Annotated in this window: 21 protein-coding genes; 13 read left to right on the top strand and 8 right to left on the bottom strand. The window is 54.6% G+C overall.

Going from position 1 to position 23134, the window contains the following annotated elements; all coding sequences use genetic code 11:
• Positions 1 to 249 precede the first annotated feature (249 nt).
• From ACL2XM_RS12160 to ACL2XM_RS12115, 10 genes are all read left to right on the top strand, one after another.
• Positions 250 to 2856: a sigma 54-interacting transcriptional regulator gene (locus tag ACL2XM_RS12160; protein ID WP_413722554.1), complete on the top strand. Its 2607-nt coding sequence runs from the start codon at positions 250 to 252 to the stop codon at positions 2854 to 2856.
• A gap of 191 nt (positions 2857 to 3047) precedes the next feature.
• A complete protein-coding gene (locus ACL2XM_RS12155; RefSeq protein WP_410015536.1) occupies positions 3048 to 3527 on the top strand; it encodes a PTS sugar transporter subunit IIA in 480 nt (159 codons plus the stop codon).
• On the top strand, positions 3524 to 4699 hold the full coding sequence (locus ACL2XM_RS12150) for a glycoside hydrolase family 88 protein (protein WP_413733024.1): 1176 nt from the start codon (positions 3524 to 3526) through the stop codon (positions 4697 to 4699). The genes ACL2XM_RS12155 and ACL2XM_RS12150 overlap by 4 nt, the downstream gene beginning before the upstream one ends.
• 24 nt (positions 4700 to 4723) lie before the next feature.
• Complete coding sequence (locus ACL2XM_RS12145) at positions 4724 to 5215, top strand: PTS system mannose/fructose/N-acetylgalactosamine-transporter subunit IIB (RefSeq protein ID WP_413728575.1); 492 nt, start codon at positions 4724 to 4726, stop codon at positions 5213 to 5215.
• Between the two features lie 14 nt (positions 5216 to 5229).
• Entirely contained in the window at positions 5230 to 6033 is an 804-nt protein-coding gene (locus ACL2XM_RS12140; RefSeq protein WP_413728574.1) for a PTS mannose/fructose/sorbose/N-acetylgalactosamine transporter subunit IIC, read from the top strand.
• Positions 6026 to 6865 carry a PTS system mannose/fructose/sorbose family transporter subunit IID gene (locus tag ACL2XM_RS12135; RefSeq protein ID WP_413728573.1) on the top strand — a complete coding sequence of 280 codons (840 nt, stop codon included), beginning with the start codon at positions 6026 to 6028 and terminating at the stop codon, positions 6863 to 6865. The genes ACL2XM_RS12140 and ACL2XM_RS12135 overlap by 8 nt, the downstream gene beginning before the upstream one ends.
• A gap of 49 nt (positions 6866 to 6914) precedes the next feature.
• Positions 6915 to 7874 (top strand): hydroxyacid dehydrogenase, encoded by a 960-nt coding sequence (locus ACL2XM_RS12130; protein WP_413722555.1) that lies wholly within the window; start codon positions 6915 to 6917, stop codon positions 7872 to 7874.
• Complete coding sequence (locus ACL2XM_RS12125) at positions 7853 to 8719, top strand: Cof-type HAD-IIB family hydrolase (protein ID WP_413722556.1); 867 nt, start codon at positions 7853 to 7855, stop codon at positions 8717 to 8719. The genes ACL2XM_RS12130 and ACL2XM_RS12125 overlap by 22 nt, the downstream gene beginning before the upstream one ends.
• A gap of 329 nt (positions 8720 to 9048) precedes the next feature.
• Complete coding sequence (locus ACL2XM_RS12120) at positions 9049 to 9747, top strand: oligogalacturonate-specific porin KdgM family protein (RefSeq protein ID WP_413722557.1); 699 nt, start codon at positions 9049 to 9051, stop codon at positions 9745 to 9747.
• A gap of 34 nt (positions 9748 to 9781) precedes the next feature.
• Positions 9782 to 10357 carry a DJ-1/PfpI family protein gene (locus tag ACL2XM_RS12115; RefSeq protein ID WP_410015528.1) on the top strand — a complete coding sequence of 192 codons (576 nt, stop codon included), beginning with the start codon at positions 9782 to 9784 and terminating at the stop codon, positions 10355 to 10357.
• A gap of 31 nt (positions 10358 to 10388) precedes the next feature.
• Here the strand turns inward: ACL2XM_RS12115 and ACL2XM_RS12110 are convergent, their stop codons facing one another.
• The 7 genes from ACL2XM_RS12110 to ACL2XM_RS12080 all read right to left on the bottom strand — a co-directional run bounded on the left by ACL2XM_RS12110 (position 10389) and on the right by ACL2XM_RS12080 (position 17400).
• Positions 10389 to 11909 carry a glycoside hydrolase 43 family protein gene (locus ACL2XM_RS12110; RefSeq protein ID WP_413730595.1) on the bottom strand — a complete coding sequence of 507 codons (1521 nt, stop codon included), beginning with the start codon at positions 11907 to 11909 and terminating at the stop codon, positions 10389 to 10391.
• Between the two features lie 148 nt (positions 11910 to 12057).
• A complete protein-coding gene (locus ACL2XM_RS12105; protein ID WP_413728572.1) occupies positions 12058 to 12900 on the bottom strand; it encodes a VOC family protein in 843 nt (280 codons plus the stop codon).
• Positions 12901 to 12965: 65 nt separating this feature from the next.
• Complete coding sequence (locus tag ACL2XM_RS12100; protein WP_410015525.1) at positions 12966 to 13685, bottom strand: ABC transporter ATP-binding protein; 720 nt, start codon at positions 13683 to 13685, stop codon at positions 12966 to 12968.
• A complete protein-coding gene (locus tag ACL2XM_RS12095) occupies positions 13682 to 14461 on the bottom strand; it encodes an ABC transporter ATP-binding protein (RefSeq protein WP_413728571.1) in 780 nt (259 codons plus the stop codon). Before ACL2XM_RS12095 ends, ACL2XM_RS12100 begins: the two co-directional genes overlap by 4 nt.
• Positions 14458 to 15345 carry a branched-chain amino acid ABC transporter permease gene (locus tag ACL2XM_RS12090; protein ID WP_413733022.1) on the bottom strand — a complete coding sequence of 296 codons (888 nt, stop codon included), beginning with the start codon at positions 15343 to 15345 and terminating at the stop codon, positions 14458 to 14460. The genes ACL2XM_RS12095 and ACL2XM_RS12090 overlap by 4 nt, the downstream gene beginning before the upstream one ends.
• Complete coding sequence (locus tag ACL2XM_RS12085; RefSeq protein ID WP_410015522.1) at positions 15338 to 16231, bottom strand: branched-chain amino acid ABC transporter permease; 894 nt, start codon at positions 16229 to 16231, stop codon at positions 15338 to 15340. Before ACL2XM_RS12085 ends, ACL2XM_RS12090 begins: the two co-directional genes overlap by 8 nt.
• A 50-nt stretch (positions 16232 to 16281) precedes the next feature.
• Complete coding sequence (locus ACL2XM_RS12080; RefSeq protein ID WP_410015521.1) at positions 16282 to 17400, bottom strand: ABC transporter substrate-binding protein; 1119 nt, start codon at positions 17398 to 17400, stop codon at positions 16282 to 16284.
• 518 nt (positions 17401 to 17918) lie between these two features.
• Here ACL2XM_RS12080 and ACL2XM_RS12075 point away from each other — a divergent pair.
• From ACL2XM_RS12075 to ACL2XM_RS12065, 3 genes are read left to right on the top strand one after another with little or no spacing between them, the layout of a single operon-like run.
• Positions 17919 to 18632, top strand: a complete 714-nt coding sequence (locus tag ACL2XM_RS12075; protein WP_410015520.1) for a GntR family transcriptional regulator — start codon at positions 17919 to 17921, stop codon at positions 18630 to 18632.
• A 59-nt stretch (positions 18633 to 18691) separates the two neighbouring features.
• Positions 18692 to 19849 carry a M20 aminoacylase family protein gene (locus tag ACL2XM_RS12070; RefSeq protein WP_410015519.1) on the top strand — a complete coding sequence of 386 codons (1158 nt, stop codon included), beginning with the start codon at positions 18692 to 18694 and terminating at the stop codon, positions 19847 to 19849.
• Between the two features lie 34 nt (positions 19850 to 19883).
• Positions 19884 to 20684 carry a pyrroline-5-carboxylate reductase family protein gene (locus ACL2XM_RS12065; RefSeq protein ID WP_410015518.1) on the top strand — a complete coding sequence of 267 codons (801 nt, stop codon included), beginning with the start codon at positions 19884 to 19886 and terminating at the stop codon, positions 20682 to 20684.
• A 56-nt stretch (positions 20685 to 20740) separates the two neighbouring features.
• Here ACL2XM_RS12065 and fhuE read toward each other — a convergent pair whose 3' ends face one another.
• On the bottom strand, positions 20741 to 22957 hold the full coding sequence (gene fhuE, locus ACL2XM_RS12060) for a ferric-rhodotorulic acid/ferric-coprogen receptor FhuE (protein WP_413722563.1): 2217 nt from the start codon (positions 22955 to 22957) through the stop codon (positions 20741 to 20743).
• Between the last annotated feature and the right edge of the window lie 177 nt (positions 22958 to 23134).

Here is a 23134-nt window from a genome sequence, read left to right as displayed (position 1 = left end):
TGCTGACGCCGTTTAAGGACGTGCAGATGCCTGACGGTATAGCCGGTTATGACGGCACAGAGACGGCCGGCGGGCATAGGCCGGGCCGGCACAGGAGGGCAATGGTATTGTGAAGGAGATCAAATAATAGTTAAAACACGGTTTCATTTTTTTATAGTTCGGTGGAGAGTGCTCAGTGTTTAACGGGAAAAGTAGTGTCTAGTGTCTAACTATTCCTTCCGGGCATCGTTTCTCTTACGGATTGTCACCATGACCATGTCAGCAAAAGATAAACTGTACCAGTCCATATTGACCCATTATTCGGGCAATCACAGCGGTTTTACCGCGCTGGATTGCGCGAATTTAGTGCCGATCGGCCGCAGTGTAATCAGTCATTATCTCAATCGGTTATGCGATGATGGGAAATTAATCAAAGAAAACACCCGGCCCGTACGTTTTTTTGTCAATACGGCACAAACACGATCCGTGCTGGCGCGGGTGGAAAAAAAAGCACTGGATGCCTTCAGCCGTCTGATTGGCGTTGAGGGAAGTCTGGCGCAAGCGGTATTAATGTGCCGCTCGGCGGTAGATTATCCCACCGGCGGTCTGCCGGTGCTGCTGGCCGGTGAAAGCGGGGTGGGTAAAAGCCATCTCGCCAGCGTGATATATGACTACGCGCTGGAACGGGGCGTTATCGCGGCTGATAAACCGCTTATCGAGCTGAATTGCGCCGATTATGCCAATAATCCTGAGCTATTGTCCGGCACATTATTTGGTTATATCAAGGGGGCGTTCACCGGCGCCGACCGGGAGAAGCGCGGCGCCTTCGATGAGGCGGACGGCGGTTTTTTATTTCTTGATGAAGTCCACCGGCTCTCCGCCGAAAACCAGGAAAAGCTGTTCCTGTTTATGGATAAAGGCTATTTCTACCGCCTCGGTGATAATCGTACCCGTCGTCCGGCCAGCATTCGGTTTATTTTCGCCACCACAGAAAATATTGATACCGTGTTGCTCAATACTTTCCGCCGCCGCATCCCGGTGCGCGTCACGCTGCCGAATTTCATCTCACGTCCGCTCACTGAACGGGTGGCGCAGGTCGAGTATTTTCTGCATTGCGAGGCACGCAGCCTGGCAAGGGATATTCATCTGGATGCCGCCCTTATGCATCAACTGGTCATGTCGCCGATCAGGGGCAATATCGGCGAATTGAAAAACCAAATTAAGGTGATGTGCGCCAGCGCATGGAGCGACGGGGATAACGCGAAATTTATCACCCTGAATTCGCCGCACCTCCATTCCGGCGGCGGTGAAATGCTGCTGATTTCCCACCGTGACCGGGCCGGTGACGTTGATGTGTCGATGTTGCTGCCTAAAGCGATGCGCGATGACGTCATTTTTAAAGAGTTCTGCCACAGCGGCAATACGCTGTTGCTCAATCGCAAGCTGGAACAATTGCTGACGACGATCGGCGGCGTTCTGAATCCGGCCTCGCCTTACAGCGGTTATGTCTGGCAAAACACCATGCATGCCATCAATGAGCTGGAGAACTTAACCGGCCTGACGTTCAGTCAGGATCACCGCAAAGCTGTCTGGCTGTGCCTGAATTACGCGTTACATCATGCCGGCGGCGCAGCACAGGCCGATGAGCTGCGGGCGATAACCGATTATGTTTCCAGCAAGGCGCGGTTGCTGGCCGGTGAGTGCGTAGACCTGTTGCGACAGCACGTCGTTAATGAGGCTTTTTTACTGTTGCCGCCGCTGCTCGGCAGCGCATTTAACACCCTGGCCGGTGACGATGACCTCATCCAGGGGGTGATTGTTTCCCACGGACGCTCCACGGCGTCCAGTCTGGCGGGTATCGCCAATCAGCTGACCGGCGGTTATATATTTAAAGCTTTCGATATGCCCAACGCGACCTCGACACGCGAGATCATTGATATGCTGATCAAGCACCTGGACGCCATCAAGCAGAGCGCCGGATTGATAATCCTGGTGGATATGGGGTCGCTGAAGGCGATTTATGAGGAAATAAAACTCCATCTGCATGGCGAACTGCTGGTGATCAATAACGTCAGCACCGCCATGGCGCTGGATATTGCCTCAAAGATCCAGTCACGCCTGGCGATGAAGGACATTATCGACAGCGTCAAAGGCGCCTATGAAGTGGAAACCCGCTACTACGCCGGCGTGCTGCCGGGAAATAAAATTATCATTACCTGTATTTCCGGCGAAGGCATCTCGCACAAACTCAAAGATATCGTGCAGCGTTATCTGGCCTGCGATCAGATTGATATCGTCACTATGGAATATGACGATGTGAAATGGAAAATCGCCCGCTCTGACCCGGCGCTGAACGGCACGCGGCTTATTATCACTACCACCGATCTGGATGCGGGCTATATTCCGCTGTTAAGCGTGGAACAACTGATTAAAGAGAAAACCGCCGTATTGCGCCGCGACTATTTTACCGATCTGCTGACCTCGGACGGACTGGAAACAATGATTGACGAGGTGGTTAAATTATTTACTGTGGAAGGCGTTGCCGGCAGGCTTAACTTTCTCAATCCGGTGGTGATCATTGATGAGGTGGACGCGGTCATTAAGCAGTACGAATCCTTTTATAAAATACATTTCGAAAGTTATCTGCGCATTAATTTATTTATGCACCTTGCCCTAATGATTGAACGCGTCATGGTCAATGCCGGGATGCGTAACCGTGATGACGCGCAGCTAACCGCTGACCAACACGCCTTTGTCGCAGGGCATGACACCTTTTTCCTGGCGCTGAACCGCAAATATCACATCGCGCTGCCCGTCACCGAGGTTCTGATGATTTATGAAATCATGGAGCCCTGGATCGCCCCACAGCCGGCGTGACCCTGTCCTTTGGCCTTGCGGCATACTTTACCGTCGGGCACATGTTTCCACACTCGGTTTTCCAGTGCTTTAAACAGAAATATTAGTGTGGAAAACAATAATTAATCCTTTGTTTTTAAACAAAATTTATTTAATGGCATAGCTCTTGCATTGCCAGGGCGGGTTATCAGTAATCATTTAAGGAAAGCGGAATGCGAGAGGTCTTTATCGCCAGTCATGGCCAGTATGCTAAAGGCATTATTTCCGGGCTTGATTTACTTATCGGCAACGATCATGGCGTCACTCCCATATGCGCTTACTGTGGCGACATTGGCTCCACGGCTGATTTGACACGGCGCTTCAACGCTATCGCGTTGGAAGCGGCGCGGCGCGGCAATGAGCTGGTGCTGTTTACCGATATGAAAGGCGGTAGCGTTAATAATACGGCGATTCAAGTGATGATGAATTTTCCCCATATGCATGTGATTAGCGGCGCTAACCTGATCATGCTGATGGAGTTCTGCATGTCGGAACTCGCGGAAACGGCGGCGCGCATCGCGGAAGCTATCCATATGGCCACCCAGGCCATGCAGTATATGAATACGCTGCCGGAAATTGTCAGCGCGCGCCAGAATCTGGGCGGCGCTAACCGCGATGATGATGATTTCTTCGCCGCGGAGGAAAAGCAATGAGCGTCGTGCTTGAATCCCTGGACCCGCGTTACGCTGCGGGGCAATCCTATTTGACGCCGGCATGGCTGCAGGCCGCGATTGGCGACGTGCTGAAAAGCATCGATGCCATGTTGCCGCGTTTTACCGCCACGTTCCCAGCGGCCAGCGCGCGGGACGGGCGTTACCCGGCGGTAGAGAAAGTGGACTGGACCGAGGGCTTTTGGACCGGCCTTCTATGGCTGGCGTGGGAGGTCACCGGTGACGACAAATACCGCCGCTGCGCGCAAGGGCTGCTGGTAAGCTTCGAGGAGCGTCTCGACCGGCTGATCAAAGTGGATACTCACGACCTGGGTTTTCTGTATCTGCTTTCCTGCGTCAATGCCTGGACGCTGACCGGCAATGAACGTGCGCGCGACCTGGCGTTACGCGCCGCGGAATTTCTGTACCGCCGCTTTAACCCCACCGCAGGCGTTATCCAGGCGTGGGGGGATTTAAGCGATCCGGCGCGCCAGGGGCGCATGATTATCGACTGTAATCTGAATGTGCCGTTGCTGTTCTGGGCGGCGAACGAAACCGGCAACCGGCAGTGGCGGGAGGCGGCCCGATGCCATTTGGCGCAGGCTTCACGTTATCTGGTGCGCGACGACGCCTCCACCTTTCATACCTTCTACCTGGATATCCACAACGGGCAACCGTTGCGCGGCGATACCCATCAGGGGGTCAGCAATGATTCCTGCTGGTCGCGCGGGCAGGCTTGGGGGATGTACGGCTTTGCGCTCGGCTTTAATCACACCGGCGATGCCGCCTATACCGAGCTGTCGCGCAAGCTGAGCCACTACTTTCTTAACCGCTTGCCTGATGACTATGTCTGTTATTGGGATTTGATATTCAAGCCGCAGGACCACGCATTCCGTGATACCTCCGCCGCCGCGATCGCGGTGTGCGGGCTGGCCGAATTACTGAAACAACTGCCGCTCAGCGATCCGCTGCGCCCCGCTTATATCAACGCTATCGGCCTGATGATGCGCAATCTGCACCAGCATTATTTCGCGCATCATGAAGATGGCCTGCTGCGCGAGGGGGTATACAACCATGGCCGCAATATGGGCATTAATGTGCCTAATCTCTGGGGCGATTATTTCTATTTCGAAGCGCTGGTGCGCCTATCCCGTATCTGGACACCCTACTGGTAAAGACGAATAACAGGAGAAAAAAACATGATTTCATTGGTTCGTATTGACGATCGATTAATCCACGGCCAGGTGGCGGTGGTATGGACTAAGCACCTGGGCGTGAACCGCATTCTCGTGGCGAACGACCAGATCGTGGCCAACGACGTGCAGAAAATGTCGCTGCGCATGGCGGCGCCGGATACGGCGAAATGCGCCATCATGGCGGTTAAGGACGCCGGGGATACCCTTAACGATCCGCGCTCCGCGGACATGAAAATCCTGGTGATCGTCAACAATGTGGCCGATGCCCGCCGCCTGATTGAGCAAGTACCCGCCATCAAGCACCTGAACGTCGCCAATTACGGACGTATCACCGATAACCTGGCGGCTAAAACCAAAATCAGCGACACCGTTTATGTGACGCCGCAAGACGTGGCGGATTTCCTCGCCATTGCCGGGTGCGGCGTAAAAGTGGACTACCAGGTGTTGCCTTCCCACCCGGTGAAAAATCTCATTGAGATGCTTAATAACGCCTGAAAAGCGAGGACAGTATGTTAACTCCGGCATTACTTGTTGCTCTGGTGATGTATATCGCCAAATTCTTCGACCACACCCTCGGCCAGCCGTTAATTGAACGTCCGCTGGTCTGCGGCGCCATGGTGGGATTGGTGTTGGGCGATTTTCAGCAGGGCATCATTATCGGCGCCAGCCTGGAACTGATTTTCCTCGGCACCATCACTATCGGCGGCTCGGTGCCCGCCGATCTGGCGGTGGGTTCGGTGCTGGCCACCGCCTTTACCATCCTGACCCATGCCGAACCGGCGGTGGCCGTGGCGCTGGCATTGCCGATAAGCCTGCTGGCGGTGTTTGTCTACCAGGTGCTGAAGCTGGTGTACACCGCGCTGGTGGAAAAATATGACGCCCTGCTTGAACAGGGCCATGATCGCGCGGCGCTTGGCCTGACCTTCGGCATGACGATGTTTTATGGCGTGCCGTTTGCGATCATCGCCTTTTTCGGCGTGCTGTTCGGCACCGACGTTATCCGCAGCCTGGTGGAGAACATCCCCGGTACCGTGATGCGCGGCATGACCGCGGTGGGCGGCATCCTGCCGGCGCTGGGGTTCGCCATCCTGCTTAGAGCGCTTTGGCATCGCAATATCGCCGCCTTCTTTTTTATTGGTTTTGCGCTGGCGGCGTATTTGAAACTGCCGATCATGGGTATCGCCATTATCGCCGCCTCCATAGCGGTTTACCTGTGCTTTAACGAATTCAATCAACTCAAATTAAACAAACAAAACGCCGGCAATGCGCATGCGGTTTCCGTCGACGATAAGGATGGGTTCTTTAATGACTGATATCCAGATAAGAGACACTGTCGCCTATAGCAGCGATAAAGACGAAAAGAAAATGTTCCGCCAGTTATTTATCCGCCAATTCCAATTGCTGGGGGCGATGAATTTTACCCGCATGGAGGGCTTGAACTATGGCTGGGCGCTGGCGCCGATGCTGCGCAAAATCTATCCAGAGCCTCATCGCTATCTGGATGCGCTTAAGCGCAATAGCCAATTTTTCAATACTAACCAGCATCTGGCGCCGTTTATTATGGGTTTGACGTTATCGATGGAAAAGGAGAATGCCGGTAATCCGGCATTTGATACCTCGAGTATTAACGGCATTAAAGTGGCGCTGATGGGTCCATTTGCCGGTGTAGGCGACTCATTTTTTTACGGCGTGCTGCGTATTATCGCCACCGGCATAGCCATTGGCTTGTCTTCGCAGGGTAACCCTCTCGGGCCGCTGTTGTTCCTGCTGATATACAACATTCCCAGCTATTTGATTCGATATTACGGCGGGGTCATGGGCTACCGGCTCGGGTCGAAATATATCGCCGAGGCCACCCAATCTGGGCTGCTGGGGTGTATCACTAAGGCGTCCTCCATCATGGGGTTGATGATGGTAGGGGCGATGAGCGCCTCGATGGTAAAGTTCACCACCACGTATAAAACCACCATTGCCGGGCAGCCATTCGTGTTGCAGGAGATCCTCGATAAAATTTGCGTTGGGTTGATTCCGCTCCTGCTGGTGCTGGTTTGCCTGCGTCTGCTGAATAAAAAGGTCAGCCCGAACAAAGTGCTTATTGTCCTGATTGTGCTTGGCTTCGCCGCCGCCGGCATCGGCATTGTCTAACCCCCATCCCCTTTTCATGCGAAGAGGGGATGACTTATGGACTCAGGATATGCTTTGTCACGCCGCCTGCTTTTCCAACCAGCCTGAAAAATTTTTGCACGTTTTCTCCCGTGGCCGTTGGCAACGGCTTTCCGCGCTATGCCGGCTTTACCCGCGTATCGTGACGCAGGATATGCTGGCGCAGGAATTACCAAAGCTGGCGCAGGTTGAGGTGATCTTCTCAAGTTGGGGAATGTTTCCACTGAGCGAACGGCAGCTCGATCAATTACCAAAACTGAAAGCGGTGTTTTACGCCGCCGGGACGACGCAAACGTTCTCAGCGCCATTGCTGTCGCGGGGGATAACCGTGGTCAGCGCCTGGCGGGCCAACGCCGTGTCGGTGGCGGAATTTTGTCTGGCGCAGATCCTGCTGGCTTGCAAAGGCTATTTCCGTAATCATCGCGACTATGGCGCTCCCGCGGTATTTGATGACCTGAGTAACCGGCATCCTGCGCCCGGCGCTTATGGGGAACAGGTGGCATTGCTCGGCGCCGGAGCGATAGCACAAACGTTAACCGGCTTGCTGGCGCCATTCGAGCTTGACGTCGTCAGCGTGCCGTCGCGCGCTGCGCGCCGGACGGTATCGCTGGAGCAGGTGTTTGAAACGGCGTTCGTTATCAGCAACCATCTGCCGAATCGTCCCGATAATGTCGGCGTGCTGAATGGGAGTTTGTTTCGCCGCATGCGCCCTGGGGCGGTGTTTATCAATACCGGGCGCGGCTTACAGGTGAATGAGCCGGAGCTGATTGAGGTATTCAGCCGGCGCCCGGACCTTACCGCGTTGCTGGATGTCACCAAACCGGAACCACCCGTGGCCGATTCGCCACTCTACCAACTGCCGAATATCCAATTAAGCAGCCACATCGCCGGCGCGTTGAATCATGAAACCCAGCGCCTGGCTGACTGTGTACTGGCGGAATTCAGTCGTTGGCTACAAGGAGAAGCCCTTTGCCATCAGATAATGACATAACCGCTGCTGCGAGAGGTAGCTGCTATCGCCTGGTCGTTTTTGATCTGGATGGTACGGCGTTGACCCCGCAAAAAAAACTCACCCCGCGGTTCAAAGACGCGGTACAGCGCGCAGCCAAGCTTGGCGTCACGATCGCCCTGGCCTCGGGACGTTCATTGGACAGCGTGCGCAATGTGCTGCGGCAATTACCGTTGGGCGATATGCCTGGTTACGTCATCGCCTGTAACGGCGCTATTATCTGGAGCCAGCAACAAAGACAGTGTATTGCCGAGGAATGTCTCGACCACCGCGATGTCCTGATATTGAGTCAGCTCGGCCGGCGGTTGGGGTATGCCTGCTATATGCTCGAAAATAATCAGCTACTGACTGATTTTCCGCTCACCTCAGACGCGGGCGGGCATCTGTTTAGTCAACTGCCGGTGATGACATTGCCAGACGGTTGGCAGAATACGCCGCGCCGCCCGCCAAAAATGATGTTTATCGAGCAAAAGGAAAAAATCGACGCGTTACCGATATTGATCCCTGCGGATATCGCCGGATGCTATCATTTTGTTCGCAGTGAGCCTAACTATTATGAAGTGATGAAAAAGGGCGTACATAAAGGTTCCGCCTGCCGAACTTTGGCCGCACGTCTGGATATTCCAGCGAGGCATATTATCGCCGTGGGCGATGAACAAAATGATAAAGAAATGCTTTTCTTTGCCGGCGTAGGGGTGGCAATGGGCAATGCTGCGCCAGAAATAAAATCACTGGCCGATTGGGTGACGGATAATAACGAACATGATGGGGCGGCAAAGGTTCTTGAGCATTTTGTTATTAACAGTAAATTATTTGAGTGTGATTAGGTTCAAATTTAGTGTTGATGATTGCCCTGAGTTTTTTAAACACAATGTTATAGCGGGCGTATTATTTTTGGAGTGTAGAAAAAATAACGATATATACAAATAACCCATTGTAAATAAAGCAATTAATAATCTGGCATAACAATTGCTTTATTGTCATGTCGGCGAAAAGTTTTAACTTTATTTCTTTTAGCCGATAAGGATAAGGTAATGAATTTTTTGATGAGATAAATAATATCGTTGTCATTTAATAAGCTGATACACGGAATGGCTGTTTCCGTGGGTCCCTGTTTATCACAAATGATCAAACAAAAATAAGAGCAGGATAGAATATGAAAAAAATAACTTTTCTGGCCATAGGTCTGCCTGTGGCCTGCTGTACCCTGAACGCCATGGCATCCGCTACCTGGATCGACAACCGTTATGCACATACCACCGCATCAGAGAAAAACCAGTATAAAATTGGCGCCGGTCATATTTTTGATAATGGGGCTGGTGTGCTGGTCTCGTCAATGTATGATTTGGGCCAGGATTTCGGTCAGTTGAGAAGTTCTTTTCAGGAATATGAGGGATGGTATCCGGTACCTTTAGCCGATAAATGGAGTATTACCCCAGGCGGCTTAACGGATATTGATAGTGGCGGCACCAAACTGGCGCCCTATGTCAGCCTGGATTATAAATTCAGTAAAGTTTTTAATGTATCAACGCGTTATCGTTATAATCACATGACCCACCAGGAAAGGGACTATAATAATGAAATGGATTATAATGATAGTCATCAAATTGATCTGTTCCTGAACTATCAGGCCACGGATAAATTATGGCTACAGCTTAATCCTGAGTTTTTCATTAATACAGGCGATTATTATGCTTCCAATGGTAAAAAAACCCATTGGGAACCGAGCATTGTCGCCCGTTACCGTGTTAATCAGCATTGGATGCCCTATGCGGAAGTGGCATGGCTGGACCAGGATCAAAATAATGATAATCAGGTGCGGTTCCGTTTAGGAATTCGCTATTATTTATTCTGATAAAGGGGGTGGGTGAGCGGCCCACCCAAACGCTATGAGAGTAAAACAGGTGGCGCTATTATTGGCGCCGGGATTTGAAGAGGCCGAGGCGATTATTATCCTTGATGTGCTAAAGCGGCTTGATATAGCGGTAACCATGCTGGCCTGCTGCGCCACTCGCACGCTGGTCAGCTACCACGGCCTGCATGTAACGGCTGATGCGTTAATCAGCGAAAGTCCAACGGCGCTGTACGACGCGGTCGTGATCCCGGGCGGCCCCCTCGGGGCGCAAAACCTCGCTGAGAACCAGGCCGCGATCGATTTTATTCGTCGCCATGATAATGCGGGAAAATGGCTTTGCCCGCTATGCTCAGCGGCCGCACGCGTCCTTGCCCCGCATAAGCTGTTAAAAGGACGCCGTTATGTCTGTTCCGGCACTTTGTCGGCTACCGTTACTGACGGCGTGTATGTCGACGCCCCGGTAGTGGAAGACGGTAATTTATTAAGTGGACGGGGGCTGGGGACGGCGTTCGATTTTGCCTTTTCCATTGCAATGCGTTTAACCGGCGATGAGGCGCGGATACGCCGGCAGGCCGAACATATTTACCATCGCTTATCCCTTGGGCTGTAGCGTCTGTGGGGCGGATTTACCGCCCCCGGCGTTATTTTTTCTTAACTGTAAAATAGTCAAAGTGGATATTTCCGTTGGAATGGTGATTCGTTGAAGCCGCATAGATACCCATTTTAGCGCCGACCCATTTTCCCGCGCCGGCGGAAAACCGTGGCGATACCGTTGCCCAGGCCTGCCCTGCGGCGTGATAGCGGAAATGGCAAATCCCGTCATCGCCGACATCGCAGGCCAGCGCCAAAACCCGATAATCGGTGACATCAGCGACCGGCACCCTGTGCTCCGTCAAGATACCGCGCTCGCTTATCCAGCCATGGCGCAAGCCAAGCCATAGGCGCTTTTGTTCTAGATACAGCGTCAGCGCGGCGTAGCGTTCTCCATAAACCATCAGCCCGCCTTCATCCCCGGGTTGCAGAAAGTGCGGGGTAACGCCGCAGCACACGGAAAAACGGACGGCTGGAAATTTCTGCAGCAGGAGCTGTGGCGTCGTATATAACGCCGGTACGCCATTCCAGGCAGCTAAGGGCGCGCAGCGCAGCCGTAGCCCCGGCCGGCCGGGGCTTATCCAGTCGTCAGCGGGATTGGCCTGCCATTGCCACTGCTTACCGGGGCGGCCGTCGGCAAAATCATCGCTGGACTGGATTTCGCCGGGGCAGTAAGGCAAATCGGGTATCGGATGTATGAGCACCGGTTGCCCTTTGCCGGGTTCGTCGCTGGTCTCGCCGATCAGCGGCCAGCCGTCGTCGAGCCAACGCAGCGGCTGCAAATGAACTATCCGGCCATACAGGCCTTTATCCTGAAAATGGAGAAACCAATCCTCGCCATTCTCCAGCGCCACCCAGCCCCCCTGATGTGGACCGTTAACAGAGGTGTCGCCCTGGTGCAGTACATCGCGACTTTCCCACGGCCCCTGAAGGCGGGCGGCGCGCAGCACGGTTTGCCAGCCGCGTTTTACTCCGCCGGCCGGAGCGAATATCCAGTATTCGCCTGCGCGTTTGTACAGCTTTGGCCCCTCAAGCGTCGGATGGGAGGGCGTGCCGTCAAAAATAATCTGCCCGTCATCCAGCAAACGCGAGGCATCCGGCGCCATCTCGATTAACTGAAGCTTATTTTTGATGCCGCTGCGGCTATAGGCGAAGGCATGGACCAGCCAAGCGCGGCCGTCGTCATCCCAGAACGGGCAGGGATCGATCCAACCGGACACTTTTTGCAGGCAATGCGGCGCGCTCCATTCCCCCAGCGGATCGGTGCTGTGACAGACAAAAATACCCTCGTCCGGGGTACTGAAAAAAACCCAATAGCGCCCGGCATGATAACGAATACTGGGGGCCCAGATGCCCTTGCCGGGTTGCACTGCGTTATAGCTGGCAAACGGCAGCCGCGGCACCACATGGTTGACCAGCGTCCAGTGGATCAAGTCGCGCGAGTGCAGCAGGGGCAGGCCGGGAACGTGATTAAAACTGGACGACACCAGCCAAAAATCGCCGCCGGTCCTGATGATATCCGGGTCGGCATAGTCGGCGTGGATAATGGGATTTTTATAAAATAAAGACATTGGCCTGTTCGCTGTTGTGTAGAACCTGACAGGATGAGAAGCAATTTTTACGCCAAGAATTAAAATTCATATATATCAATATATTGAGATTTGTCGTGACCAGTAATCACCCTGGGCGGCCTTGTGTTGAATGCCTGCGCCTTACAACTTACTCGCGAAAACTCAGCGTGACCTTAAATGCCGCGGCCGGGGAAACAACAACCCTGTTATGGGTTGCGCTGAACCGGATATCTCCTTTCTCCAGGACGGCTCTTACCTGTGCCAGGGACGATACCCGAAACTCCAGTGCGCTCATTCTCGTTTCCCCGGCGTAATCCTCCGGCAGGGCAATAAACGCCTGTCTGGCTTGCTCGGGAGTGATAAACCGCAGCCGGGTTTTCCCCGCCTGCAGGAAATATTCCCCGCCCATTTTGCTGAACGCATGTTCCGGCCCGAACAGCTGCGCATAGATCTGCATGGCGTTTTCCGTATCGTCCGCCACCATCACAAACCCGCAGAGATCCTGCACGCCATTCGGATGTTGCTGCCACGCTGGCTGCCATACCGCATCGGGCGTCAGATGCTGGCAGAAAAAACTGAAACCGTTGGGGATCCGGCGGGCATCGATACGGGTGATGCAAAACCGGGCTTCAACAATGCGGCTATCGGGCAGGGTAACCCGGCGGGAAAAAGCGGTCGGCGGCTCGGCTGCCAACCGGCAGGCTTGTAACTGCCGAAAGGCCGCACCGGCATCGCCCGTTTTCCAGACCAGACCGGCTAAGCCCAACGGCGGTTGCCACAAACCTTTAGCGGCGCCGGTGTTATCTTGTTCATAGCCCAGCAGTTCCAGGTAGTTTTCGCCAAAAATCGCCAGATGATTACTCGAACCCATCGAGTGATGCCCGCGTGCGGTCAACTGAAATCCCAGGCGGAGAAATAACGCCCGCGCGTCGTCAAGATGATCGTCAACATTGATCACCGCGTGATCGATCACCGGGGTTAACTGAGACATAGCCTATTCTCCCAATCTGTTTGTATTGGCGTCGTTGAACATGGGGTGGAGGATAAAAGCATGGTTTACGCGGTGCGCCCTCCAAAGTAGAGTTCGCTCATGCGCGCATCGCTAAGTAAATCACGGGCATTGCCGGTCAGCGCGACGTTGCCGAGCGCAAGAATATAGGCGCGGTCGGAGATATGCAGGGCTTCCATCGCATTTTGCTCGACCATCAGAATAGTGACTTTTTCCAGCTGGCGGATGGCCTGAATCGCGCTGAATACTTCGTCGAGCATTTTCGGTGACAGCCCGGCTGAAGGCTCATCCAGCAGCAAAATGGCCGGTTCGGGCATCAGCGCGCGGGTGAGGGCCAGAATCTGCCGTTCGCCGCCGGACAGCGCCGAGGCCGGCGCCTGCCATTTTTTCCGCAACAAAGGATACATTTCGCAGAGTTGTTCCATGCGCCGTTTACGTTTGGCCGGCGGCAAAAACTGGCCGCCGGTTTGCAGATTTTCCGCCACGCTCAGGCTGTTGAACACATTATCGAGCTGCGGAACAAAACCCAGCGAGCATTCGCGGACTTTGCGGTGGATCGGGATGCTGCCGGTTTCCTCGCCGTTAAGACGAACCTCGCCATGGCGCGGCGTCAGAAACCCGGCGATGCATTTGAGCAGGGTGGATTTCCCACAGCCGTTCGGCCCGAGCAGGGTGACGATTTCCGCCTGGGAAACGTCCAGCGAAATGCCCTGCAGAATATCCACGCCCGGGGTGTAACCGGCGACGACATCATGAATTCTGATCATACGGCCTCCTTCAGGGCTCGGCTTGCGCCGCCGAGATAGGCATCCAGCACTTCCTGGTTTTTAGATAAATCATCGGGATGGCAACTGGCGACGATATGCCCGCGATCCAGCACAATGCAACGCTCGCAAAGCGATGTTATAAAGTGCATATCATGCTCGATGATAACCAGTGAAATACCGTTGCCGCTAAGGGTTTGCAGCGTCGCCACCAACTCCTGACGCAGTGTCGGGTGTACGCCGGCCATCGGTTCGTCAAGCATCAGGATGTCCGGATCGCCCATCAGCGCACAGGCAATGCCCAGCAGTTTTTTCTGGCCGCCGGAAAGCGCCGCAGCGGGCAGATCCCGTACTTTGGTCAATAGCAGTGTGTCGAGCAATCCGGTGGCTTTCATATGATCTTTCCTCTCAGCCCGCCGCCCGGAAGGCAGTGAAAACAGCCCGTTCCAGATACCGTGATGACGGGTGCCGGCGGCCATCACCACCTCCATGACCGTCATTTTCGCCGGCATGGCCGGGAGCTGGAAGGTGCGCGCAATGCCTGCCCTGATGATGCGGTGTGGGGGCATTTTGTCGATGCGCTCTGCGCCGGCGGTAATCGTGCCGCTGTCGATGGCGGTAAACCCGGAGATCGCGTTGAGCAGGGTGCTTTTTCCGGAACCGTTCGGCCCCAGCAGCCCCAGGATCTCGCCTTTTTGCAGGCTAAACGTGACCGATTTCAGCACCTGATTGCCCCCGAAGGCTTTGCTGATGTTGTCCACGAACAGAGATATCGTCATGGTATGATCCTCAGCTTTTCAGGCAGAATACCGCCCGGACGCAGTAACAATCCGATCAGCATCACCAGCCCCACCAGCCCGAGGCGCAGCGCGCCGGTCAGATCAGAACTCATCTGCAGCCAGTCTTTGGCGAAGGGAATAAAGTTGTATAACCCTTCGACCACCACCACCCCAGCCAGCACCCCGCGCACATTGCCGATGCCGCCGATCATCACCATGCTCCAGATAAGGAAGGTTTCGGAAGAAAGCAGGTAATCCGGGCTGACGTAGTTGGTGTACCAGGCAAGCAACATCCCCGCGATAGCGCACATCACCGCGCTGCACATCAGTGCCCGGCATTTGAGCCACAGCAGTGAATATCCCAGGCACATCGCCAGTTGCGGCTGTTCGCGCATCAGCCGTAAAGCACGCCCGAACCGGCTGTTGCCCACGCGTACAGAGATAACAGTGCAAAGAGCGATACACAGCAGGACCAGCACGGTGAAGATCAGCACATCCGGTTGTTGCAGACCCGTAGGCCACGGCGCGGAAATGTTGCCGATCCCCTGGCCGCCGCCGGTCAGTCCTTCTTCGTTGATCACCGCAATACGGATGATCTCCGCCAGCGCCAGCGTGGCGATCCCCCAGTAATCGGCGGAAAGCTGACGCCCGAGCAGCGCCATGACGGCGCAGACCATCATGGCCAGCACGATCCCGGCCGGGATCACCAGCCATAAAGGCAAGGAAAACTGGCTGCCGATCCCGATGGCGTAAGCCCCGATACCGACAAACGCGATATGACCGAAGTTGAGCAAACCGGCATAACCGGCCTGCAGGTTAAGCGCCAGCGCGATCATCGCGTAAATGCCGGCGATGCAGAAAATATGCAACAGAAATTCAGACACGGCGCACCTCCCGGTTGAATAAGCCATAAGGGCGTAGCAGCAGGGCCAGCAGCAGCATCACAAACGACGCCGCGTTAATCCAGGTGGTGGGCATAAACACCATTTCCTCGCCATACAGCCATCCCCAGTTAATGTTGGTGACCAGTGTTTCCGTCACGGCAATCAGCAGCGCGCCGAAAATGGCGCCCATCGGGTTGCCCAGCCCTCCGAGAATGGCGGCGGCCAGTACCGGTAGCATCAGGTCATTTCCCTGGTTGATATAGGCACTGCCGTTCATGGCGATCAACGCGCCGCCGACGGCGGCGATCATGCCGGCGATCATATTGACGGTGTGGATGATGGCTTTGGCATTCAGACCGGATGCCGCCGCCAGCTCGCGGTTACTGGCCAGCGCGCGAATGGAACGCCCCTGCGGGGTGAAAAACAGTAAAAAGTTGAAGATAAGAATGATGGCGACCGTGGCGACGAGGCTCCAGCATTCGTCAGCGGAAATGCGGATTTCGCCCCACTGCCAGGTATTGCCGATCGGCAGGTGATAGCTGACGGGCGCCGATCCCTCGACGCCTAATATCAGTGCAATCATGACCATCGAGACGGCGAGGGAGCCTATCATGGCATTCGCCGCCCCGGCGTTAAGCAGGCGCTGAAACACCCAGTGATGCAGCAGCACGGCTAAAATGCCGCACGACAGCGCTGAAAACAACACTGCCAGCGAAAAAGGCATGCCCATTTTCATGCCGCCGGCGGTCAGGAAGGCCCCGACCATGGCGTACTGTACATGGGCGATATTGGCAAACCGTACCAAACCGTAGACCAGGCTCAGCCCGAGCGCGACCAGGGACAAATCGGCGGTGCGGATTAGCGTATCAACAATAAACTGCAACATGATGCTTTCCTGAACAAAATGACACAAGGAAACGATCGCGGCCGGTGACCTTAGCGCGCTACGGGTTCGCCGTTAAAGGCTTTCACCTTCAGGTAAGGTTGGGTCTGGCGCTGATTATCAGCGTCCAGATTCAGCGTGCCGGTTATGCCGGTAAATGTCGGCGCGACCGTTTTCATGGCGGCGATCAGCGCCGCCGGGCTGGCGTCGTGGGCTTTATCGATGGCCGCCGCAGCCAGCATGATGCTGTCATAGGCGTAGCTGCCGTAGACGGAACGGGGTTTTTCGTGGAAACGCTGCTGATAGTTGTCGCCGTAACTCTGGCCGTCGGTTTTTTGCGCCATGCCGGACACTTCCATGCCGATCTGCCCGTTGGTGTATTGCGCCGGTGAATCGGCAATCGCCATGGTCAGATACATGCCATACCACGGCGTTTTGCCCATGCCCAGTTCCCAGGCTTCACGGTTCAGGACGATGGCGTCCTGGCCGTAGCTGGTGTAGACATAGGCGTCAGGTTTGGCGCGGGATAGTTGCTCCAGTTCGCGGCGGTAGGAAGGCTGGCCGCTGGCGTACAGCACTTTCGCCGTCACTTTACCGCCCAGCTTTTCAAACGCCTGCCTGAACTGCTGCGCCATGCCCTGGCCGTAAGCGCCATCCGGCGCGATAAAAGCGACATTGTGATAACCCTGTTTCCACACGTCATCGGCGGAAAAACGGGCGGAAAGATCATCCAGGCCGATCACGCTGTAAGAGGATTGGCCAATTTTTCGTACATCCGCGCTGGTGCCGGAAATGTTGATGTGGACCAGATTGTTCTTCACCAGATACTGGCCGATGGGAATGGTGACGCTTGAGGAAAAATCGCCCACGACCAAGGGCACTTTATCCACCTGGGTGAGTTTCCTGACCGCATTCAGCCCTGTTACCGGGCTTCCCGCCGAGTCTTCCACCACCACATCCAGCTTTTGTCCCGCGACGCCGCCTTTGGCATTGAGCTTCTCAACGGCCAGTTCAATACCACGACGCTGATCTTCACCAATGCTGGCGCTGGTACCGGTTAAGGGCAGGATGGCGCCCAGTTTGATATCGGCTAAAGCGGGAGGAACGGCGCTCAGCAACGGCAGGCTGGTCAACGCAGACAGAATAACGATACGGCGAAAGCGGGTTTTCATTAGTGTTCTCCGGAGCTTTTAGTACTACGATAAAGTGAATAAACAAGTGAATACACTTATGTTCAAAGGCAAGTTTTATGCCATGTGTACACTTATTGAAAAAAACAACGCGTGAAGGGTGGGGCAAAAAGATCAAATAATGAAGGAAAACAACGGAAAAAGGTGTAATGAAAAAGGTTAAACCGGGCAGGGCGCTATGATTCATTTATCCAGATTTAAAATATCTCTTTCCGCGACAGGACTATTTTTTCACTTTTTTAGAGCAACAGTCGCACTGCAATAGTGCAACTTGATAATTAATGGATAAATAATAGGCTTAAATAACATATTATTATTAATTACCTGATATATAAGTATTAATTAAAGTGAACGCAAAAGTGTATGCAAACATGTGTTGAGTGGAATTTATTCCTGTGATATCACTTTAAACATTACCTATTATTGAATATCTGCTGCAATGTTAAATATTGAGTATTAGCACGGTGTCAGCAAAAAAATTAAGCGCAACAGGAGACTCAGTGATTGTTCCAAAGAAAAAGCCCCGCAGTGCCGACAGCGTTGAGAAGGTTTACGAGAAGGTCAAACTACTGGCTATCGACTACCACTTCCGACCGGGCGAACGTGTTAATGAGGTCGAGCTGTCCGGCCAGCTCGGTGTGTCAAGAACACCCGTACGGGAAGCGCTGAACCGCCTGTCGAAAGAGGGTTTTATGCGTTTTGTCCCCAATCGCGGATTTTATGCCCGTGACATTACGCCGGAAGGCGTGCGCGAATTATATGAAGTACGCATGGTGATTGAGCAGGCGACATTCCGCTTTGCCTGCCAGCGCGCGACGGATGAAGAAATCGCCGTGACCGCCGCTATCTGGGAAGCGATCAGCGACAAACAGCCGGACGCCGGTGAGATCACTGACTGGACGGAAATAGCCAAAGCCGATGAGAAGTTCCATATGGAAATTGCCCGCATCTCGCATAACTCGCGTCTGTACGAGATGCTCGACAGCCTCAACTCACTCATCCGTTTCTTCCGCCGTATCGATCTGGAAACGCCAAGCCGCCGGATTAACGCCTACGATGAACATGTCGACATTATCTCCGCGCTGCGTCACCGCGATGCTGTCAAAGGCGCGCAGTTAATTGAACGGCACGTCTCGCTCAGCGCGGAACATGCGGTTGAAGTGACGAAAGAAGGGCTGGCACGTATTTACTTCGGTAAAAAACAGACGCTGTGACGTTGTCGCCGGATTTGTGAAAAAACCGATATATCAATGCAGATCACCACAGAGGATCTATGGTCGTCATTTCCCAACACATTATCGACCAGGCAAAACAGTTGCGCCGTGAATTCCACGCCCGGCCTGAGCTGGGTCTGAAAGAACACGGTACCGCCAGGAAAATCAGCGAGCGTCTGTTGTCCTTCGGCCTGGAAGTACACAGCGGCATTGCCGAAACCGGTATTGTGGCGACGCTGCGCAACGGCGCAGGGCCATCGATTGGCTTACGCGCGGATATCGATGCGCTGCCGATTCAGGAACTGAATGATTTTGCTCATATCTCGCAAAACCCTGCCCTGATGCACGCCTGCGGTCACGACGGACATACCGCCATTTTGCTTGGCGCGGCGCGTCATCTGAGTGAAAACCGTCATTTCCGCGGCACGGTGCATTTCATTTTCCAGCCTGCTGAAGAAAATGCCGGCGGCGGGAAGATGATGGTGGATGAAGGGCTGTTTGAACGCTTTCCGATGAGCAGTGTTTACGCGCTGCACAACTGGCCGGGTTTGCCGGTCGGCGACGTCGCCGTTAGCCAGGGGCCGATGATGGCCTCCCAGGATAATTTCTATATCACGCTGACCGGAAAAGGCTGCCATGCCGCCATGCCGGAGCTCGGCGCCGATCCGGTGGTTGCCGGCGCGCAACTTATTTTGTCGCTGCAAAGCCTGATTTCACGCCGCTTATCGCCGCTGGAACAAACGGTGATCAGCCTGACGCAGCTTCAGGCGGGGGAGGCTATCAACGTGATTCCCGAAACGCTGCATATGTCCGGTACATTGCGCTGCCTGAGCAACGAAACGCGCGTCACCTGCTGGCGGCTGATTGAAGAGTACGTCAACGCCGTGCCGTTGCCCTATGGCGTGCGAGGCGAGGTCCGCTGGGAATGGGGTTATCCGGTGACAAAAAATCATCCGGAGCAGGCGGAAGCGGTGCGCGCGGCGGCGCTGCATTCCCCCGGCGTGACGCGGGTGCATTTCAATAATGCGCCGTCGATGGCGGCAGAGGATTTCGGCTATCTGCTTGAGCGATGTCCCGGCGCGTATTTCTGGCTGGGCGCCGATGGCGCAACCCCTTCTGCTTCCCTGCATAACGCGCGTTATGACTTTAACGACGATCTTATCCCGCTGGGCATCGGTATATGGGCAACGCTGGTGAACAGATTGCTGAAAGACTAATTCTCACACTGTTTTCATTTTTACGGAGTCAATTATGAGTCAGATTCATTTTGTCGGCGCCGGTCAGATGGCGGAAGCGATTATTCGCGCAGCCCTGAGCCGCCAGGCCGTTTCGGCCAGCCAGATTACACTTATGGATATTGATGCCGGGCGCATTGCCGCGCTGCGCGAGCGTTATCAGCTTGCTTCGCCGCTGAATGACGGCGAAGCGCTGGCGGCGGCGGAATACATCGTGCTTGGCGTCCGTCCGCAGGACGATATTGCCGGCGTGGCGAAGCATATCTGCCAGCTCGCCTCGCCTCAGGCGACCATCATTTCGATCATTGCGGGCGTTACCCTTGAACGGCTGGGCACACTGTTTGGGGCTACCCGCCCGATTGTGCGCACCATTCCCAACACCCTGACTGACACGGGTTTTGGCTACAGTGGCGTGGTGTTCAATCCGCACGTGCAACCCGAGCCGCTGATGCCGTTTCTGGAAAGTTTCGGCAAAGTGATGCTGCTTGAGGAACGGCTCATTGACGCCTTTACCGGTTTTGCCGTCGCCGGGGTGAATTATGTGTATTACTTTATTGAATCGCTGACGGATGCCGGCGTGTTGAGCGGATTGTCGCGGCCGCAGGCCAGTAAAGTGGTTTGGGAGAATCTGATCGGCGGCGTGGAAATGCTGAAAGCCAGCGGGAGGCATCCGCGTCAACTGATGGACATCAACAATTCGCCTGCCGGTGTGGGAATCAACGGATTGTACGAACTCAACAACAGCGATTTTGCCGCGGGGTTGCAGCGCAGCGTGATGACCGCAGTCAGAAGAACGACGGAGCTTTCTAAAGGTTAGACCGACTATAAATAAAGCTACCGGGCCCTGTTAAGCCAGGGCCCGGTGGTTCTGCATCAGAATTGATAAGACGCGCTGACCGAGAAATTACGCGGCTCGCCGTAAACGTAGTTGTTCATATAGGTGTAGTAGGTACGGTCAAACAGATTATTAACGTTTGCCTGTATAGCTACCTGTTTGGTGACCTGGTAGCGTGCAAACAGGTTCGCCAACGGGTAGCTGCTCTGATAAACGCGCCGGGTGCTGCCATCCGGCCCGGTCACATCTTCAAACACGCGGTTCTGCCAGTTGATGCCGCCGCCAATGGCCAGGTCCGGCAACATGGGCATTTGATAACGCGTAAACAATTTGAAATCGGTTTGCGGCTGGTCCGGATTATAACGGCCCTCTTTATCGCGCGCGACATAACGCGTCGCGCCAAACGTCAACTGCAGATTATCGGTGAGCGCGCCGTTCAGCTCAAATTCCGCCCCTTTGCTCCGTGCTCCCTTGGTTGCCTTGTAGGCCTGCTCACTGCTGTTATTGACATAAACACCATTCTGTTCAGTACCGACGCTGTTCTGCTCGATACGGAACACCGCGACCGAGGCGGTCAGGCGCCCATCCAACCAGGCGGATTTCAGGCCGGTTTCATAGCTTTTACCGGTAACCGGCGACAGATAGCGGCCGGCGCTGTCGCGATAGGTCTGCGGCTGGAAGATCGAGGTATAGCTGGCGTAGGCCGACCAGGTATCGTTAATGTCATACACCAGGCCCGCGTACGGCGTGATGTTGTTTTTTTCCATATCGCCGCTGCTGCCATTGGTGCTCCATTGGGTATAACGCGCACCCACAATCAGCGCCAGCGGGTCCGCCAGAGAGAAGCGCGCGGCGGTATACGCTGATTTCTGGCGGATCACATCATCCGCGTTCAGATACCAGCCCTGCCATTCCGGCTCGGCGATATTGCCATTCCAGCCATTGTTAAACGCGCCCATATCGCTGGCGGCGATGTTGTAATTGTCGGGATCGGTAATGCCGTCCTGGCTGTAGGTGGCGTTATGCTGGCGGCTGTAGCTGATTCCGGCCATCAACTGATGCCGGCGACCAAACGCCTTGAACGGACCGCTGGCGTAGCCATCCACGGAGGTCAGTTCACGCTTGCCTCGGTCCATGCTGCCGTAACCGGTCACACCTTCGCCGGTGCTCTGGTCCGGATAATCCATGACATAGAGCAGATTATCGCTAAAGGTGTTCTGCGCGTGGGTGCCATTAACGTGGACGTTCCAGCCGTTATCAAAGCTATGTACCAGGTCGGCATACGCTTTGCGCGCGTTGGTGTGATAAGACGTCCAGTCGGCGGAGGAGTTCAGGCTGCGGTTGTAGTGCGTCAGTGAACCATTGCTGTAAAACATCGGCAGGCCGCCCCAGGTGGGGTTTGCGGTGTCGGCGTCCTCATAGTCGTAGCCAAGCGATAGGGTGGTGTGATCAGTGATATCCGCATCCACCACGCCATAGAGAAATTTTTTGTTTTTCTGATATCGGTCCAGCCAGCTGTCCTGATCCTGGTAGCCTGTCACCACACGACCTCGCACCGATCCATCATCATTCAGCGGGCCGGCAACATCGGCAACATAGCGTTGTTTGTTCCAACTGCCATAGCTGGCGCTTACCGTGCCGGTGGGCTCTTTACTGTCCGCATGCTTACGTACCATGTTAACGGACGCCGATGGGCTGCCTGCGCCGGTTATCAGGCCGGTGGCGCCGCGTACCACTTCAATACGGTCATAAATCGCCGTATCTGAAGCGGCGTCGCCGTAGTTCCACGCATCGCCAACCGAAGTGGGAATGCCGTCAAAGGTGAAGTTGGTGATTTTGAAGCCGCGGGAAAAATACTCGGAACGTTCGCTGTCAACCAGGTTGCTGGTGATACCTGTAGTGTTATTCAGCACATCAGTAACGGTTTGCAACTGCTGATCCTGCATACGCTGCTGAGTTATCACGCTGACGGACTGCGGCACATCGCGTGGCGTCAGCAGCAGTTTGGTCCCAGCGCGCGTGGTGGGTACCTGGTAGTCCTGTTTTTCTTCTGCAACCTTGTTGTCGGGGCTTGCGTACACCACCAGCTTTTGCTGGTCATCGCCGGTGGTTGTCGTGTTGTCTGTTTCGGTTGCCTGCGCCGGCATTGGGTTGAGCAGGGCATGTACCACCATTGCCAGCAACGACATCGTGAATGTTTTACGGATGTCGGACGCGCGTGATTCAGCGCGAGTTTCCTTGCGATTCAAAGACATAACCTTACCCGTCAGAAATAAGCGTGACCCGCTGTCATAATGCTTTTGTTGTTTTAGGTGGTGACCCCGAAATAGCGGGAGAGGATTGCCATTGCGAAGCCCGGAAAGTAAAAACACGCACCAGTTGAGAATACCAATGATAATCATTTGCTTTAATAATTATTAATAAGTTTCATT

The sequence above is a fragment of the Sodalis sp. RH20 genome (assembly GCF_047324205.1).
Taxonomy (GTDB): Bacteria; Pseudomonadota; Gammaproteobacteria; order Enterobacterales; family Enterobacteriaceae; genus Acerihabitans.
This window is presented reverse-complemented; position numbering and strand designations above follow the sequence as displayed.

Coding starts and splice junctions, on each gene's coding strand:
- ACL2XM_RS12160 (WP_413722554.1), top strand. CDS start 250: ATGACCATGTCAGCAAAAGATAAACTGTACCAGTCCATATTGACCCAT.
- ACL2XM_RS12155 (WP_410015536.1), top strand. CDS start 3,048: ATGCGAGAGGTCTTTATCGCCAGTCATGGCCAGTATGCTAAAGGCATT.
- ACL2XM_RS12150 (WP_413733024.1), top strand. CDS start 3,524: ATGAGCGTCGTGCTTGAATCCCTGGACCCGCGTTACGCTGCGGGGCAA.
- ACL2XM_RS12145 (WP_413728575.1), top strand. CDS start 4,724: ATGATTTCATTGGTTCGTATTGACGATCGATTAATCCACGGCCAGGTG.
- ACL2XM_RS12140 (WP_413728574.1), top strand. CDS start 5,230: ATGTTAACTCCGGCATTACTTGTTGCTCTGGTGATGTATATCGCCAAA.
- ACL2XM_RS12135 (WP_413728573.1), top strand. CDS start 6,026: ATGACTGATATCCAGATAAGAGACACTGTCGCCTATAGCAGCGATAAA.
- ACL2XM_RS12130 (WP_413722555.1), top strand. CDS start 6,915: ATGCTTTGTCACGCCGCCTGCTTTTCCAACCAGCCTGAAAAATTTTTG.
- ACL2XM_RS12120 (WP_413722557.1), top strand. CDS start 9,049: ATGAAAAAAATAACTTTTCTGGCCATAGGTCTGCCTGTGGCCTGCTGT.
- ACL2XM_RS12115 (WP_410015528.1), top strand. CDS start 9,782: ATGAGAGTAAAACAGGTGGCGCTATTATTGGCGCCGGGATTTGAAGAG.
- ACL2XM_RS12110 (WP_413730595.1), bottom strand. CDS start 11,909: ATGTCTTTATTTTATAAAAATCCCATTATCCACGCCGACTATGCCGAC.
- ACL2XM_RS12105 (WP_413728572.1), bottom strand. CDS start 12,900: ATGTCTCAGTTAACCCCGGTGATCGATCACGCGGTGATCAATGTTGAC.
- ACL2XM_RS12100 (WP_410015525.1), bottom strand. CDS start 13,685: ATGATCAGAATTCATGATGTCGTCGCCGGTTACACCCCGGGCGTGGAT.
- ACL2XM_RS12095 (WP_413728571.1), bottom strand. CDS start 14,461: ATGACGATATCTCTGTTCGTGGACAACATCAGCAAAGCCTTCGGGGGC.
- ACL2XM_RS12085 (WP_410015522.1), bottom strand. CDS start 16,231: ATGTTGCAGTTTATTGTTGATACGCTAATCCGCACCGCCGATTTGTCC.
- ACL2XM_RS12080 (WP_410015521.1), bottom strand. CDS start 17,400: ATGAAAACCCGCTTTCGCCGTATCGTTATTCTGTCTGCGTTGACCAGC.
- ACL2XM_RS12070 (WP_410015519.1), top strand. CDS start 18,692: ATGGTCGTCATTTCCCAACACATTATCGACCAGGCAAAACAGTTGCGC.
- ACL2XM_RS12065 (WP_410015518.1), top strand. CDS start 19,884: ATGAGTCAGATTCATTTTGTCGGCGCCGGTCAGATGGCGGAAGCGATT.
- fhuE (WP_413722563.1), bottom strand. CDS start 22,957: ATGTCTTTGAATCGCAAGGAAACTCGCGCTGAATCACGCGCGTCCGAC.